This is a genomic window from Aeromonas sp. s6, assembly GCF_040907815.1.
In the GTDB taxonomy this organism is placed as follows: Bacteria; Pseudomonadota; Gammaproteobacteria; order Enterobacterales; family Aeromonadaceae; genus Aeromonas; species Aeromonas caviae.
Genome location: NZ_JBFOCN010000061.1, coordinates 23,072 through 39,346 on the forward strand (window position 1 = coordinate 23,072; position 16,275 = coordinate 39,346).

General features: G+C 63.5%; 12 protein-coding genes. 8 read left to right on the forward strand and 4 right to left on the reverse strand.

The features are described 5' to 3' along the window. Positions 1-52: 52 nt before the first annotated feature. The 5 genes from cysK (at position 53) to AB5Y50_RS09855 (ending at position 4,847) form a co-directional block, all read left to right on the forward strand. Entirely contained in the window at positions 53-1,021 is a 969-nt protein-coding gene (cysK, locus tag AB5Y50_RS09835) for a cysteine synthase A (protein ID WP_010673571.1), read from the forward strand. 443 nt (positions 1,022-1,464) lie between these two features. Next, positions 1,465-1,722 (forward strand): HPr family phosphocarrier protein, encoded by a 258-nt coding sequence (locus tag AB5Y50_RS09840; protein ID WP_005303128.1) that lies wholly within the window; start codon positions 1,465-1,467, stop codon positions 1,720-1,722. A gap of 44 nt (positions 1,723-1,766) precedes the next feature. Next, positions 1,767-3,494, forward strand: coding sequence for a phosphoenolpyruvate-protein phosphotransferase PtsI (gene ptsI / locus AB5Y50_RS09845; RefSeq protein WP_041213301.1), 1,728 nt, complete (start codon positions 1,767-1,769; stop codon positions 3,492-3,494). Between the two features lie 43 nt (positions 3,495-3,537). Beyond that, positions 3,538-4,047, forward strand: a complete 510-nt coding sequence (gene crr / locus AB5Y50_RS09850) for a PTS glucose transporter subunit IIA (RefSeq protein WP_010673569.1) — start codon at positions 3,538-3,540, stop codon at positions 4,045-4,047. 254 nt (positions 4,048-4,301) lie between these two features. After that, positions 4,302-4,847: a cytochrome b gene (locus AB5Y50_RS09855; RefSeq protein WP_041214756.1), complete on the forward strand. Its 546-nt coding sequence runs from the start codon at positions 4,302-4,304 to the stop codon at positions 4,845-4,847. An 81-nt stretch (positions 4,848-4,928) separates the two neighbouring features. Here AB5Y50_RS09855 and AB5Y50_RS09860 read toward each other — a convergent pair whose 3' ends face one another. From AB5Y50_RS09860 to AB5Y50_RS09870, 3 genes are all read right to left on the reverse strand, one after another. Next, a complete protein-coding gene (locus AB5Y50_RS09860; RefSeq protein WP_368162740.1) occupies positions 4,929-8,684 on the reverse strand; it encodes an AAA family ATPase in 3,756 nt (1,251 codons plus the stop codon). After that, positions 8,681-9,907, reverse strand: a complete 1,227-nt coding sequence (locus AB5Y50_RS09865; RefSeq protein ID WP_368162742.1) for an exonuclease SbcCD subunit D C-terminal domain-containing protein — start codon at positions 9,905-9,907, stop codon at positions 8,681-8,683. Before AB5Y50_RS09865 ends, AB5Y50_RS09860 begins: the two co-directional genes overlap by 4 nt. Before the next feature lie 110 nt (positions 9,908-10,017). Beyond that, the gene (locus tag AB5Y50_RS09870) at positions 10,018-10,446 is read right to left on the reverse strand and encodes a GNAT family N-acetyltransferase (RefSeq protein ID WP_128345195.1); all 429 of its coding nucleotides are present in this window, start codon (positions 10,444-10,446) and stop codon (positions 10,018-10,020) included. A gap of 179 nt (positions 10,447-10,625) precedes the next feature. Between AB5Y50_RS09870 and rdgC the strand changes: the two genes are divergently transcribed. After that, positions 10,626-11,537: a recombination-associated protein RdgC gene (gene rdgC / locus AB5Y50_RS09875; RefSeq protein WP_223930554.1), complete on the forward strand. Its 912-nt coding sequence runs from the start codon at positions 10,626-10,628 to the stop codon at positions 11,535-11,537. Between the two features lie 168 nt (positions 11,538-11,705). On the opposite strand, the gene AB5Y50_RS09880 is transcribed toward rdgC, so the two are convergent. Beyond that, a complete protein-coding gene (locus AB5Y50_RS09880) occupies positions 11,706-12,323 on the reverse strand; it encodes an arylesterase (protein WP_043155828.1) in 618 nt (205 codons plus the stop codon). A 112-nt stretch (positions 12,324-12,435) separates the two neighbouring features. Between AB5Y50_RS09880 and AB5Y50_RS09885 the strand changes: the two genes are divergently transcribed. Then, positions 12,436-14,211 (forward strand): gamma-glutamyltransferase family protein, encoded by a 1,776-nt coding sequence (locus AB5Y50_RS09885; RefSeq protein ID WP_043155827.1) that lies wholly within the window; start codon positions 12,436-12,438, stop codon positions 14,209-14,211. Between the two features lie 374 nt (positions 14,212-14,585). Further along, complete coding sequence (gene ybaL / locus AB5Y50_RS09890) at positions 14,586-16,217, forward strand: YbaL family putative K(+) efflux transporter (RefSeq protein WP_368162746.1); 1,632 nt, start codon at positions 14,586-14,588, stop codon at positions 16,215-16,217. The last annotated feature ends 58 nt before the right edge of the window (positions 16,218-16,275 follow it).

Consider the following 16,275-nt stretch of genomic DNA (forward strand, 5'->3'; position numbering starts at 1 on the left):
AAACCACAGGGTAATCTTGTTTCATCGCCTTAACAAACACAGGGATAGCACCATGAGCAAAATTTTTGAGGACAACAGCCAGACCATAGGCAACACCCCGCTTGTTCGTCTCAACCGTGTTACCAAGGGCCGCGTGCTGGCCAAGATCGAGAGCCGCAACCCGAGCTTCAGCGTCAAGTGCCGGATCGGTGCCAACCTCATCTGGGATGCCGAGAAACGCGGCGTGCTGACCAAGGGCAAGGAGATCATCGAGCCCACCAGCGGCAACACGGGCATTGCCTTGGCATTCGTGGCTGCGGCCCGCGGCTATCCCATCACCCTGACCATGCCGGCCACCATGAGCCTCGAGCGCCGCAAACTGCTCAAGGCCCTGGGTGCCAACCTGGTACTGACCGAAGGTCCCCTCGGCATGAAGGGCGCCATCGCCAAGGCCAACGAGATCCTCGAATCCGAGCCGGGCAAGTACGTGCTGCTGCAACAGTTTGAAAACCCGGCCAACCCGGAAATCCACGAGCAGACCACTGGCCCCGAGATCTGGGACGCCACCGATGGCGAGGTGGATGTGTTCGTGGCGGGCGTCGGTACCGGCGGCACCATCACCGGGGTCTCCCGCTACATCAAGAAGACCAAAGGCAAGGCCATCGTCTCCGTGGCGGTCGAGCCCAGCGAATCTCCCGTCATCAGCCAGAAACTGGCGGGTGAAGAGATCAAACCGGGTCCGCACAAGATCCAGGGCATCGGCGCCGGCTTCATCCCGGGCAACCTGGATTTGAGCCTGCTGGACCGCGTCGAGCAGGTGAGCAGTGACGAAGCCATCGAGATGGCCCGCCGCCTGATGGAAGAGGAAGGGATCCTGGCCGGTATCAGCTCCGGCGCTGCCGTGGTCGCTGCCAACCGTCTGGCCGAGCAGCCGGAGTTCGAAGGGAAAACGATTGTCGTCATCCTGCCGAGCGCCGCCGAGCGTTACCTCTCCAGCGCCCTCTTCGCCGGTGTGTTCAGCGAGCAGGAATTGCAGCAGTAGTTGATCAGCCAACACCAAAACGACGGCGCTCCTCGGAGCGCCGTTTTCATTATGCGCTAAACTCTCTAGCCACCAGTGCCACTCGGCCCCTTATTTTTTGGGGTAAAATAACAAACTTGGATATGACAAAAAAAGCAGACATTCTGTGATAAATCTCATATCCTGTGCGGCGTCACGAGGTGTTTGCTGGCAAGGTATCACAAGGTAACAAAGTGTTATTTTTCGTTATAAAATAATTTCAGGCCAGGCCTGACGCGGCTTGCAGCCTGATAGCGAAAAAATACCTGGCCACGACGCCGAATACTGCACAGAAAATTGACCTGGATTAAACCATTGCAGGTCTGATTTCGTTACTTTACAACATATCCATACTGACACGGTGAGACAGGAAGCCTCATTGGCGACCATCTCTCCAAACAATATCAATAATATGGGGTGAAACCATGTACGAGAAGTCTGTTGTTATTACTGCTGAAAACGGCCTGCACACCCGTCCTGCAGCTCAGTTCGTGAAAGAAGCCAAAGAATTCCAAAGCGAGATCACTGTGGTCTCCGGTGGCAAATCCGCCAGCGCCAAGAGCCTGTTCAAGCTCCAGACCCTGGGTCTGACCAAAGGCACCAACGTGACCATCCAGGCTGACGGCCCGGACGCTCAGAAAGCCGTTGAGAAGCTGGTTGCCCTGATGGACGAGCTGGAGTAATCCAGCTTTATTCCTCCCCCACAGTCGTTTTAATAGGAAGGATTATGATATCTGGCATTCTTGCGTCCCCCGGTATCGCATTCGGTAAGGCGCTTCTTCTGAAAGAAGATGAAATCGTTATCAATCAAGGCAAGATTCCCGCCGAACAGATTGATGCCGAGATCAACCGCTTCCTCGAAGCCCGCACCAAGTCAGCCGCACAGCTGGAAGCCATCAAAGAGATGGCCGGTCGCACCTTCGGTGAAGAAAAAGAGGCCATCTTCGAAGGCCACATCATGCTGCTCGAAGATGAAGAGCTGGAAGGGGATATCAGATCCTTCATCAAAGAACACAAGGCCTCTGCCGACAGAGCCGTTCACGAGGTGATCGAACAGTACGCCAAGATGATGGCCGATCTGGATGACCCCTATCTGCGTGAGCGCGCCACCGACTTCCGTGACATCGGCACCCGTCTGGTCAAGAACGTACTGGGCATCGCCGTTGTCAACCTGAGCACCATCGACGAAGAGGTCATCCTGGTCGCCAAAGACCTGACCCCGTCTGAAACCGCTCAGATCAATCTGAAATACGTGCTGGGCTTCGTCACTGACATCGGTGGCCGTACCTCCCACACCTCCATCATGGCCCGCTCCCTGGAGCTGCCGGCCGTCGTGGGCACCAACGACATCACCGAGCGCGTCAAGAACGGTGACATGCTGGTGCTGGATGCGATCAACAACCAGGTCATCATCAACCCGACCGCCGACCAGTTGAACGAAGCCAAGAAGTTCCAGGCCCAGTTCCAGGCAGAGAAGGACGAGCTGGCCAAGCTCAAAGACCTGCCTGCCATCACCCTGGATGGCCACCAGGTCGAAGTGTGCGCCAACATCGGGACCGTCAAGGATACCGAAGGTGCCATCCGCAACGGCGCCGAAGGCGTGGGTCTGTACCGTACCGAGTTCCTGTTCATGGACCGTGACGCGCTGCCGACCGAAGACGAGCAGTTCAAGGCTTACAAGGAAGTGGCCGAAGCCATGCCGGATCAACCGATCATTGTCCGTACCATGGACATCGGCGGCGACAAAGAACTGCCCTACATGAATTTCCCGAAAGAGATGAACCCCTTCCTGGGCTGGCGTGCCGTGCGTATCTTCTTCGATCGCACCGACATCATGCACGCCCAGCTGCGGGCCATCCTGCGTGCGTCTGCCTTCGGCAAACTGCGCATCATGTTCCCGATGATCATCTCCGTCGAAGAGTTCCGCAGCCTGAAGGCTACCGTGGAGACGCTGAAAGCCGAACTGCGTGCCGAAGGCAAAGCCTTTGATGAATCCATCGAAGTGGGTATCATGATCGAGACCCCGGCCGCGGCCGTGATGGCTCATCATCTGGCCAAGGAAGTGGATTTCTTCAGTATCGGTACCAACGACCTGACCCAGTACACCCTGGCTGTCGACCGTGGTAACGAGATGATTTCCGCCATGTACAACCCGCTGTCACCCTCCGTCCTGACCCTGATCAAGATGGTGATCGACGCTTCCCATGACAATGGCAAGTGGACCGGTATGTGCGGTGAACTGGCTGGTGACGAACGCGCCACCCTGCTGCTGCTGGGTATGGGTCTGGATGAGTTCTCCATGAGCGCCATCTCTGTACCGCGTATCAAGAAGCTTATCCGCAACACCAACTTCGAAGATGTGAAGGCCATGGCCGACCAGGCGCTGAGCTTTGCCACCGCCGCCGAAATCGAAGCGTGCGTAGATAACTTTATTAAGCAGAAGGCAGTCTGCTAAGATCGGCTGCAAACAGCGACAATCATCTCTAGGAGCTTTTACTATGGGTCTGTTCGACAAACTGAAGAAACTGGTTTCCGACGACAGTTCTGACACTGGCGGCATCGAAATCTTTGCTCCGCTGTCCGGCGAAATCGTCCCCATCGAAGATGTGCCTGACGTCGTCTTCGCCGAGAAGATCGTCGGCGACGGCATCGCCATCAAGCCGGCCGGCAACAAGATGGTTGCTCCGTGCGACGGCACCATCGGCAAAATCTTCGAGACCAACCACGCGTTCTCTCTGGAGTCCGACTCTGGTATCGAGCTGTTCGTTCACTTCGGTATCGACACCGTCGAGCTGAAGGGTGAAGGTTTCACCCGTATCGCTCAGGAAGGTCAACAGGTCAAGCGCGGTGACACCATCATCGAGTTCGATCTGGCCGTTCTGGAAGCTAAAGCCAAGTCTACCCTGACACCTGTGGTCATCTCCAACATGGACGAGATCAAAGAGCTGGTGAAAATGACTGGCGCCGTGACCGTGGGCGAAACCCCGGTGATCCGCATCAAGAAATAATGCGCCCTGGCCTGACGCCAGTGACCGCCAAAAACCGAAGCCTGGTGCTTCGGTTTTTTTTTGCCCCTTCCATCTCCCGATACTCCATGGGCTCCCGCACAGGTCAGCATGACGGCAAACAGGCAGAAATGTTATCGAGATCAACACGGGCATAAGCAAGCCGAGTACCCTCAAGAGGGATACCTGCGGGTCCTTTGGCTCGATATGAGACGGGATGAAAAGAGATAAGCCGCTTAAGTGGCGAGGAGACAACGATGCTGAGAAATACCGAACAACGTTATGGCAGCCTGAGCATAGGGCTGCACTGGTTGACCCTGCTGCTGATGATCGCCGTCTACGGCCTGATGGAGTTCAGGGACATCTTCCCCAAAGGGTCGGCTGGCCGCGACCTGATGAAGGAGTTTCACTTCATGGTGGGTCTGCTGATCCTGGCGCTGGTGGTCGTGCGCCTGCTGGTGCGCGTGGGTAGCCCTTCACCGCGTATCGTGCCCGAGCTCTCCCCCCTGATGCTCACGCTGGCCAAGCTCGCCCACCTGGCGCTCTATGGCTTCCTGATCCTCACCCCGCTGCTGGGCTGGCTGCTGTTGAGCGCAGGGGGCAAGCCCATTCCCTTCTTCGGCCTGGCGCTCCCCGCCCTCATCGCCCCCGACGACGGCCTGAAGGGTACCATCAAGGAGCTGCACGAGACGCTGGCCAACATTGGCTATGCGCTGATTGCCCTGCACGCGGCGGCAGCCATCTACCACCACCATGTGCTCAAGGACAATACCCTGACCAATATGCTGCCCGAGCGCAAATAACCAGCGACGGGTTGCACACCAACAAAAAGGCCCCTGTGACAGGGGCCTTTTTGTTCATGGAGGGTCATGGGCGACACGTCGTCAGCCGGGCAACACTACCCGGCTTTCGCCGCCGCCGAGGGCCTCCACCCGCACCTGCACACCGATCCGCTCCACCAGGGTCTGCACGTGGGAGATGACCCCGATCTGGCGGCCGGCCGCCTGCAGGGAGTCAAGGCTTGAGAGCGCCAGATCCAGACTGTCCGGATCCAGGGTGCCGAAGCCCTCGTCGATAAAGAGCGATTCGACCTGGGTCTGGCGTGACGACAGGCTGGAGAGGGCCAGCGCCAGCGCCAGCGACACCAGGAAGCTTTCGCCGCCGGAGAGGGAGTCCACCGAGCGCACCTCATCCCCCATGTCGAGATCCACCACCTGCAGCGCCAGATCGGTGCCGGGCACCCGCTCCAGCCGATAGCGGGGGGAGAGCTCGGCGAGCTGGGCGTTGGCCTCCAGCAGCAGCCGCTCCAGGGTGAGGCTCTGGGCGAAGGTGCGCAGCTTGGCGCCGCTGGCAGAACCGATGAGATCACAGAGCCGCTGCCAATGATCCGCCACCGCCTGCTGGGCAGCCAGCTCCTCCTGCAAGGTGCCCGCCTTGAGGGCCGCCGCCTCGGCCTGGGCCAGCGTGCTCTTGCACTGGAACAGCTGCTCGTCGAGGGCGCGGCAGTGCGCCTCCAGCGCCGTCAGCCGGCTGTCGAGCTCCTGTGGCGCCAACGCGGCCAGCTCGGGGTGATGCTCGCGGTAACGATCCCGCTTGCTCTCCTCCAGCGCCAGCGCCCGCTGCCGCTCGGTCAAACGGGTACGCGCCTCGGCGCGGGCATCCTCCAGCGCCTGCAAGGCGGCGCGGCGCCCCTTGAGCTCATCCGGGCTCATGGCCAGCAGGCGGCGCAGATCATATTCGGCGATGCCGAGGCTGCTGGCGTGGGCAGCCCAGCGCCCCAGCACCTCCCGTCGCCGCCGGCTGCTCACCTGCTTCTCCTGCTCCAGATGGCTGAGACGGGTCTTGAGCTCGGTCTGGCGCTCGCGCAGGGTGCGGGCCGCCCCCTGCATCGTCTCCAGCTCGCTGGCCAGTTGCTGCAGCCGCTGCTGCCAGCGGCTCTCGACCAGGGCAATCTCCTCCCCCCCCAGGCAGGTGGCACGACTGGTAACCAGCCCCTGCCGTTGCTGTTCATGTTCCTTGTAGTCGCGCTCGAGCTTGTGCAGCAGCTCACGCTGGGTCTGCAAGCGCGCCTCCTGAGCACTCAGGGTCGGGGTGAGGCTGGCAATCTCGCCGGTCAGCCGCTCCCACTCGCTCTGGCCGTGCAGCCAGGCCTCGCAGGCCCGCTGCCACTCGCGCCACTGCTGGCTGCCCAGCCACTGACGCCAGGGCTGGCCTCCCATCTGCTCGTCGAGCCGGCTGCCACCCTGCTCAAGGCGCTGGCGCAGGGTCGTTTCCTGCTCGCCCATCCCCTTCACCTCCCCTACCAGGGCGATGCGCTGGCGGTCGGCCTCCTGCCACTGCTGCTCGAACTGCTGGTGCTGGCTGGCCAGCTGGCTCAGCTGCTGGCGCACGGCCTGCAACTGCTGCTGCCCCTGCTGGGCCTCGCGCAGTTGCTGCTGGCTGCGGGCCAGCCCCTGCTCCAGACTCTGGCCGCGGCCGAGCAGGGTACTCATCAACTCGTTCCACTCGATCGGGCTCTGACGCAGCGGCAGCGGATGGCCCAGCAGGGTATCGCCTCCCAGCTGTTGCCAGCGCAAGGTCAGTTGCTCGGCGCGCGTCTCCAGCTCAGGCAGATGTTGCTGACGCACCGCCAGCTGGCGGGCCAGCTCCTGGCGCTCGCTCTCGCACTGAATGTATTGGTGATTGAGCCGATCCCACTCAAGCTCCAGGCTGCGGGCGCGCTCCGCCAGTTGCCCCAGAATGCCCGCCACCTGTGGTTGGCTCTGGTGATAGGGGTGCTCCTCGGCGCCGCAGAGCGGGCAAGGTTCACCGTCGCGCAGGATGTGGCGATGCTGCTCGAAACTGGCGATGGCACGGGACTGCTCCAGCGCGTGGCGTGCCTCGTCCCGTTGCAGGGCGAGCCGCTCGCGGGCCGGCGTCAACTCATCGCCGAGGATGGCCAGCTTGCCGAGCGCCTGCTCCAGCTGGGCGATCTCCTGCTGCAGGCGACCATGCTGCTCACCGTGATTGCGGCCATAGTCCGCCAGCTCCAGCAGCTGGCGCAGCTGGCCCAGTTGTTCGGTCTGCTGCTGCCACTGCTCCTGCGCCTTGGCCAGACGCCCCTCCCACTGCTGCTCCTGCAATTCATGCTGCTGTTGCTGCAACCGGGTCTGCTCGCGCTGCCAGTAGTCGCGCTCCTGCTGCCCCTGCTCCAGCTGGTGTTGCAGTTGCCTGAGGGTGCGCAGCTTGTGCTCGCGCAGGGTGAGCAGTTGCTGCAGCCTGTCGGCATCCTCGGCCCAATCCTGCATGGCGGTGAGCAGGGGCTGCCACTGGCGGGCCACCGGCGCCAGCTCCTTGTGCTCCTCAAGCCAGGCACCCCACTGCTGGTGCTGGCCCTTGAGCTGCTCCACCTGCTGGCACTGCTGGCGCCAGCCCTGCTCCAGGGTGAGCTGCACCTCCCGCTCCTGCGCCCCCTCCTGCTGGATCTTCTGCAGTTGCTGCTGCTTTTCCCGAATGCGGGTGTCGAGCTCCTGCGCCCGTTTGAGTTCAGGCTGCAGGGCGCCCCACTCGCGCTCGGCGGCGATCTTCTCCGCCAGCAGTTGCTGTTCGGTGAGGGCGCTCTGCTGGGTCTTCTCCTCCAGCTTGCCAAGTTCAGGGCCAAGCTCGGCCAGCGCCTTCTCCTGCTGCTGCACCTCCAGGGTGAGGCGAGCCAGTTCGTCGTGATCCGCGCGGGCCACCTGGGCCTGCTCGGCGCGGACGAACTCCTCGCGCTCGGGAGCGGCCGCAGCGTGGGCAGCCTCGGCCGCGGCAAGGGCCTCCTCTCCCTCCTGACAGGCCTGCAACTGGGCAGCGATACGGCCGTTGAGATCGCGCAAGTCCTGCATCAGCTGCTGTTGCTGCTGCTCGTGCTTGAGGCTGGTGGCGAGGCTGACCTGCTGGCTCACCCACTGCTCGCGGGTCGCCTCGTCCATCAGCGCCACGTCACCGAGCCGCTGGCTGATGGCAGCCAGTTTCTGCTGCTCCTCCCGCGCCCGCTCATGGGTCTGGACCGAAATAGCGGAGTAGAGCTCGGTGCCGGTCATCCGTTCGAGCAGGGCCGAACGCTCGTCGGCGCTCGACTTGAGGAAGGCGGCAAACTCCCCCTGCGGCAGGATGACGGCGCGGCGAAACTGCTCCCAGGAGAGTCCCACCAGCTCGTCGATGCGATCCTGCAGCTCCCGCTTGCTGCCACTGAACACCTGGCCCGACGCCACGTCGGTCAGGCTGCGCTCCTGGGCCTGAAAGCGCCCCTCGGCGCGGTTGCGAGCCCGGCGCACCGCCCAGCGGGCCAGCCAGATGCGGCCGTCACAGCCGCGAAACTGCACCTCGGCAAAACCGCTGGCATGGCCGCGGCTGAGGATGCCGCGCACGTCGTTGGCCTTGAGCTTCTCCTCGTCATCCATGCGGCCCACTTCGGCCACGTTCTTGCGATTGGCGATAAAGCGCGGCATCTCGTCGTAGAGCGCCAGACAGATGGCATCGAGCAGGGTGCTCTTGCCAGCGCCAGTATTGCCGGTGATGGCAAACAGGCCGGCGGCCCCCAGGGCGCCACCGGCAAAATCGATGGTGAATTGACCGGTCAGGCTGGCCAGATTCTCCCCTGACAGCGACAAGATTTTCATTGGCTGGACTCCTTCACCTGCTCCAGGATCTCTTCAAACGACGCCACCAGCTCGGCCTCCGGCTCCCCGTCGAACTGACGCTGATAGCAGAGGCGAAACACCTCGGTGGGGGAGAGTTCATCGAGCCGGCGCTGGCCGGCACCGTCCGCCAGCCCCTGGCCCGAGCCCTGATAACTGGTCGTGATGCGGGCAAGACGCACCGGCTTGTCGCCGATGGCGGCCAGTACGCGCTCGCGGATGCGGGCCTCGGGTTTGGGCAGCAGCAGCCGCACCTCGAGGAAGGGCTGCGCCTGCTGCGGGCAAGCGGGCAGCGCCAGCGCCTCGATGGCCTGGAGCGCCTCGTCGAGGCCGCTCTGGGGCAGGCGGATCATCTCCACCGCGCGGGGCACCGGGATCCGCTCAAGCCGGGCCAGCTTGCCCTCCTCAAACGTCACCTCCAGCACCTGATGGTTGTAGTTCGCCTCGGCCAGCGAGAGCGGCAGCGGCGAGCCGCTGTAGTGCACCCCCTCGGCCGGACTCTGGGCCAGGTGCAGGTGACCTAGCGCCGTGTAGTCGGCAGCGGCAAACAGCTCGGCAGGCAGGGCATGCTGGTTGCCGCCAAGCACCCGCCGCTCGGAAAGCTCGGAGAGCTGGCCCGCCGCCAGATAGGCGTGGCCCATGGCGATGAGGGCCTGATTCGGATTGCAGCGCGCCCGCCCCTCGCTCAGCACCGCCTCATAGACCTGGCGCACCCCTTCGATGAGTCTATCCTGCCCCTCGCTGAGCCCTTCCGGGTGCAGATCGCTGCTGCGCAGAAACGGCACGGCGGCGCACCAGGCGGCCACCTCGCCGTTCTTGCCTCGCAGCGGCACCAGCAGGCGCTCGGTCTCGAGGCGCCCCTCGTCGTCCCGGCTGATGCTGCCCACCAGATGCAGGTCGAAGGCGCGCAGCAGCTCGTGGGGGGCATCCAGCTTGGAGGGGGAGTCGTGGTTGCCGCCGATGAGCACCATCTCCAGTGCCGGGTGCTCGGCCCGCAGCCGTGCCAGGAAGCGGTAGAGCTGCTGCCAGGCACTGGCGGGAGGGTTGGCGGTGTCGAACAGATCGCCCGCCACCAGCAGGGCGTCGATGTCGCGGGTCTTGATGGTGTCGGCCAGCCAGTCGAGGAAGGCGTCGTGTTCGAAGCGGCGGTCGTGGCCGTGAAGCTGATGACCGAGGTGCCAGTCGGCGGTGTGCAGGATCTTCATGGAAAACGGCTCGATAAGGAGAAGAGAGCGGGGGCGAAGGCGCCCCGGGATGGAGACAAGATGAGGATGGTGCCCCCCGTTTTCAACCGGGGCAACCCCAGACGTCAGATTCAGACGGCTTGGTAATGCATCTGGTACTGAAGATGACCGGTGAGGGGATCGGACACCTCCCCCCCGATTTCAAAGCCGTGGCGGCGGTAGAAACGCACCGCCGGCTCGTTCTCCACGAAGACCCGGGTATGCAGCTCGGCACATCTGGATCTGGCTTCCTGCAACAGGGCGTGCCCCACCCCCCGCCCCTGCCTATCGGGGCGCACGAAGAGTGCAGCCAGGTAATCATCCACCAGCGCCATGAAGCCGAGCAGGTCCCCTCGTTCCTCGAACACCCAGATGCGGGCGTGATCGAGGTAGCGGGTACGCAGCTCCTCCTGAGCCTGCCACCAGCAGGAGGCATCGACGAAATCGTGGGCCTGCAGGGAGGCCAGGAGCCAGATTTCGACGATCTCTTCCATGTCTTCCGGCCGACTCTGTCTCAACATGGTCGCCTCCTTGTCAGCAATGTGAACACTCGCAGTCTAGGGGAGTTGGGCCCGATCCCGGGGGATCAAGGTGGGGCCCTGTGAGGTCGATCGCCCTTTATTTAGCGAGAATGATTGGCTGATCACAAAGCGCCTCTCTAGTACAATGCCCGCCGGACAATCTAGAGACCGAGGACGCCATGTGGTTTAAAAACCTGCAGATTTACCGCTTTACCCGCCCCTTCGACCTGACCGTTGAGCAGCTGGAAACCCAGCTGGAAGCCTGCGCCTTCACCCCCTGCGGCAGCCAGGACATCTCCCGGTTCGGGTGGGTCAAGCCCCTTGGCAAATTCGGCTCCACCCTGACCCACGCCGCCTCTGGCCATATCCTGCTGTGCGCTCGCAAGGAAGAGAAGATGCTGCCCGGCACCGTGGTCAAGGAGATGCTGGCGGAGAAGGTAGAGGCCATTGAATTCGAGCAGGGTCGCGCCCTCAAGAAGAAAGAGAAGGAGGCGCTGAAAGAGGAGATCATGCACACCCTGCTGCCCCGCGCCTTCAGCCGCACCAGCCAGACCTTCGCCTGGATAAACCCTGCCGATAACCTGATGGTGGTGGATGCAGGCTCCGCCAAGAAAGCGGACGATCTGCTGGCGCTCTTGCGCAAATCCATCGGCTCCCTGCCGGTGGTGCCGGTGGCCCTCAAGAACCCGCCCGAGATCACCATGACCGAGTGGCTCAACGAGGGCAACCTGCCCGCCGCCTTCACCCTGGAGGACGAAGCCGAGCTGCGCAGCGCCATGGAGCACGGCGGCATCATCCGCTGCAAGCAGCAGGATCTGATGAGCGAGGAGATCAAGAGCCACCTGGCCAACGACAAGCTGGTGACCAAGCTGGCCCTCAACTGGGGCGAAACCCTGAGCTTCGTGCTGGGGGACGATCTCTCCATCAAGCGCCTCAAGTTCAGCGAAGAGCTGCGCGAGCAGAACGACGACGTCACCAGTGAAGATCCCGCCGCCCGCCTGGACGCCGACTTCGCCCTGGTCACCGCCGAGCTCTCCCAGTTCATCCCGGCCCTGTTTGCCGCCCTGGGCGGTGAAGAGCAGTCCATCTAAGCAAATTGGCTCAGCCTGATTGCAAAAAACCGCCTTCACGGCGGTTTTTTCATCTCCATCGGCACCGTCGCCGCGGGCTGGTCCCCTCCGGGGTAGCGCCGCCGCGCAATCTCCTGACCCCATAGGTTGCAGCAGCATGGCGCACTGCCCCGGCAGCATGATACCTCGCTAGAGTGCCCCCCTTTCCTGCAACAGTCGATGAAGTCGCTGCGCCAGGGTGCGGTAACCCTCGGCATTGAAATGCACCGCATCGGATTTCAGGGCCGGGTCTCGCAGCAACTCGCCGATGATGTCGTTGTCCAGCACCAGTCCGTACTGCTCTGCCAGCTCCTCGTAGAGGGGGGCGCCATCGGCAAACAGGGATTTTCGGGGCACCCCGACAAGCAGGATCTGGGCCCCGCTCCCCTGCACCGCCTCTATCATGGCGGCGAGATTGGCCTTGAGGGCTGCCTCCCCGCTGCCACGCAGGATGTCGTTGCCCCCCTCCAGCAGGATGACCAGAGCGGGTCTGTGCCGGGCCAGCAGCCCGGGCAGGCGGGCCCTGCCGGCCTGGCTCAGCTCTCCGGACACCCCGCCATTGACCACGGGATGGCCGCTCAGGGTCGCCAGCACGCTGGGGTAGCTTTGGGACGGGCTCACCCCGCGTCCCTCGGTCAGACTGTCCCCGAAAGCGAGCAGGGTCTCCCCCTGGGCCAGCGGTCTGAAGGTCGGCTCCCCGCAGGCCGTCAGCAACAGGCAGAGCAGCCCCGCCATGCAAGGTTTCGCCAGCGTCCCCCGGTGTGTCATGAGCGTCTCCTTGATAGTTTTGTAACCATATGAGTATTAAGACAAACTTTTAATCAAGCTCCAAGTGTGACACATTTCGGCAGGTGAACAAGAAACCGACAAGGAGCCTGTCATGTCCCTCAAACCCCTCGGCCTGCTGGTCGCCCTCGGCCTGCTTGGCGGCTGCGCCTCCCAGGATGGCTTTCACTATGTCCCTCCTCCCCAGACCCTGATCGCCCCGGAGGCGGCCAGCGGCTGGATTGACAAACCGGGCTGGCAGGGCCGTGACTTCATGGTGGCGGCGGCCAACCCGCTGGCGGTGGACGCGGGCTACCAGATCATCAAGGCGGGGGGCAGCGCCGTCGATGCAGCCATCGCCGTCCAGCTGGTGCTGACTCTGGTGGAGCCTCAATCCTCGGGCATCGGCGGCGGCTCCCTCATGCTGGTGTGGGACGGCAAGCAGGTGGCGGCGGTGGATGGCCGGGAGACAGCCCCCGCCGCTGCCACCGATCAGCTCTTCATGAAGGAGGGCAAACCCATGGCCTTCTATGAGGGGGTGGTGGGCGGGCGCTCCGTCGGCGCCCCCGGCACGGTGCGTGCCCTGGCCCTGGCCCACGAGCGCTATGGCAAGCTGCCCTGGGCCACGCTGTTCGAACCCGCCATCACCCTCGCAGAGCAAGGGTTCGTGATAAGCCCCCGCCTCGCCACCCTGCTGGCAAAAGATCCCTATCTGGCCGGGGATCCGGACGCCCGCGCCTACTTCTATCAGGCGGATGGCACTCCCAAGACGGCAGGTACCCGGCTCACCAACCCGGCCCTGGCCAGGGTGCTGCGTACCCTGGCAAGCGACGGCCCCGACGCCTTCTATCGCGGCCCGCTGGCCGAGGCCATGGTGGCCAAGGTGCACGCCCACCCGACCAACCCCGGGGTGCTGAGCGCCGCCGATCTCGCCAGCTACCAGGCCAAGCTGCGGGACGGGCTCTGCTTTGACTATCGCCAGAGCGAGATCTGCGGCTTCCCGACCCCCTCCTCCGGCACCATCGCCCTTGGCCAGATTTTCGGCATGCTGGAGAGCCGGGACATGGCCGCCCTCAAACCGGTACAGGGGGAGCAGGGTCAACTGGCCGCCTCCAGCGAGGCCATTCACCTCTACAGCGAGGCGGCACGCCTCGCCTTCGCCGATCGCAACCAGTATGTGGCCGACGTCGTCGACGTGCCGGTGACAGGCCTGCTGGACAAGGGCTATCTGGCGCAGCGGGGGCACCTTATCGGCAACCGCTCCATGGGCGTCGCCCAGCCCGGCAACCCGCCCCGGGCGCTGGCCAGGGGCCGGGACGCCACCCCGGAGCTGCCCTCCACCAGCCACATCTCCATCGTGGACAAAAGCGGCATGGCGGTGGCCATGACCAGCTCCATCGAGGATGGCTTCGGCTCGCGGCTGATGGTCAACGGCTACCTGCTGAACAACCAGCTCACCGACTTCTCCTTCACCTCGGTGGACGCCGCCGGCCTGCCGGTGGCCAACCGGGTGGAGCCCGGCAAGCGCCCCCGCTCCTCCATGTCGCCCCTGCTGGTGTTTGACAAGGCAAGCGGCGAGCTCGAGATGAGCCTGGGATCCCCTGGAGGCTCGGCCATCATCAACTACGTGGGCAAGGCGCTGCTCGGCACCCAGGATTGGGGGCTCGACCTGCAGCAGGCCATCAACCTGCCCAATTTCGGCAGTCGCAACGGCCCCACCGAGCTGGAGCAGGGGCGCACGCCCGACGCCGTGGTTCAGGGGCTCAAGGCCAGAGGGCACGAGGTCCTGCTTAACGAGCAGACCTCCGGGCTGCAGGGCGTCCAGCGCCATGCCGGCGGCTGGCTGGGGGCCGCAGACCCCAGACGTGAGGGGGTCGCCAGGGGAGAGTGATGCCCCTTCAGCACCCTCGTTCACCATGGAGGAGGCCAGCCTCCTCCATGCCGTGTGCTCATAGGTGTTCTCCCTTGCCTCCCAATATCATCATCGATTGATTATTCCTGCCAATTTTTCTTTAACTGCACACTCTTTTCACCCAATCGCAATGCATTAAAGATGCTTTTCATCAAAACCAACGCAAAAACTGGAACAGTGTTGCTCATGGCATATAAATGCATTACTTTTCAATAGAAACGGCATCTGTTGCCCTCAAGATTTCCCCTTGATACGGCCAACTTCTGTCTCTTTCGCCCCCTGCTCATTGACAGCTGCCCTCTTCGCCTTCGGGTGATCTGGTAGCCCCTGACTGCCATTAGCGAGGTGACGACATGGACCACTCACTCCCCCTTATCACCACCCTGGTGGGCGGCCTCGTGCTGGCCTACCTCTTCGGCATGCTGGCAAGCCGCCTGCGCATCTCCCCCATGGTGGGCTACCTCGCGGCCGGCGTGGTATGCGGCCCCTTTACGCCGGGCTATGTCGCCGACCTGCGGCTCGCCCCCGAGCTGGCCGAAATCGGCGTCATCCTGCTGATGTTTGGTGTCGGCCTGCACTTTTCCGTGAAAGACCTGCTGTCGGTGAAACACATCGCCATCCCAGGAGCCATCGTCCAGATAACCCTTGCGACCCTGCTCGGCCTTGGCCTCTCCCAACTGCTCGACTGGACCGTGACCGCCGGCCTGGTGTTTGGCCTGGCCCTCTCCACCGCCAGTACCGTGGTGCTGCTGCGCGCCCTGGAGAGCCGCGGCCAGCTCGACACCAACGAGGGACGCATCGCCATCGGCTGGCTCATCGTGGAGGATCTGGTGATGGTGCTGGCCCTGGTACTGCTCCCCATCCTCGCCAACCTGCAGCAGGGGGGCGAGGCACTGACCCCGGCCCAGGTGATGGCGGATATCGGCCTGACCCTGGCCAAGGTAGCTGCCTTCATCGCCCTGATGGTCATCGGCGGGCGACGCCTCATCCCCTGGCTGCTGGCCCGCACCGCCGCCACCGGCTCCCGCGAGCTGTTCACCCTGGCCGTCCTCTCCTGTTCCCTGGGCATCGCTTTTGGCGCCGTCAAGCTGTTTGGCGTCTCCTTTGCCCTCGGCGCCTTCTTCGCCGGCGTCGTGATGAACAGCTCCCATCTGAGCCACAAGGCGGCCAACGACACCCTGCCCCTGCAGGACGCCTTCGCCGTGCTCTTCTTCGTCTCCGTGGGCATGCTGTTCGACCCCGTCATCCTGCTGCGCGAGCCCCTGGCCGTGCTGGCCACCCTGTTCGTCATCGTGATCGGCAAATCCGTGGCCGCCTTCGCCATCGTGCGGCTCTTTGGCCACAGCCAGCGCACGGCGCTGACCATCTCCGCCAGCCTGGCCCAGGTGGGGGAGTTCTCCTTCATCCTGATGGGTCTCGGGGTCATGCTCGAACTGGTCCCCGGGGTCGCCCGGGATCTGGTGCTGGTCGGCGCCTGTTTCTCCATCGTGCTCAATCCGCTGGTCTTCAACCAGGTGGAGCGCTGGCTGAGGCGCCATCCCGAACCACGCACCGATGGGTCACCTCACCTCTGCCCCTTGCAGGGCCATGTGGTGGTAGTGGGCGCCGACGAGATAGGTCAGCACCTCATCTTGCAGTTGCATGAACAAGGCAGGGAGATGGTGGTGATCGACACCGACGAGCGACTGCTGGCCCCCTGGCGCGCCATGGGGATCACCTGTCTGGCGGGCCATCCCATCCAGCAGGATCTGCTGACGGCGGCGCTGCCCAACGCCAGCTGGCTGCTGATCACCCTGGATGACAGCCTGCTGGCCGGTGAGATAGCCATCAGGGCGCAGGAATACGGCGCCCTGATGCGCATCGCCGCCTGTGCCCACCAGCACGAGGAGGTGCATCATCTGCGCGTGCGCGGCGTGCATCAGGTGGTCAAGAGCGAGGAGGAGGCTGCGCGGCGACTCTGTCACCTCGCCATGGAGATGGCCTGAAGCTCATCGGAAGTCACGAGTCCCCACGACGGGGCCAGACAAGCAGCCCGGGCCTGCT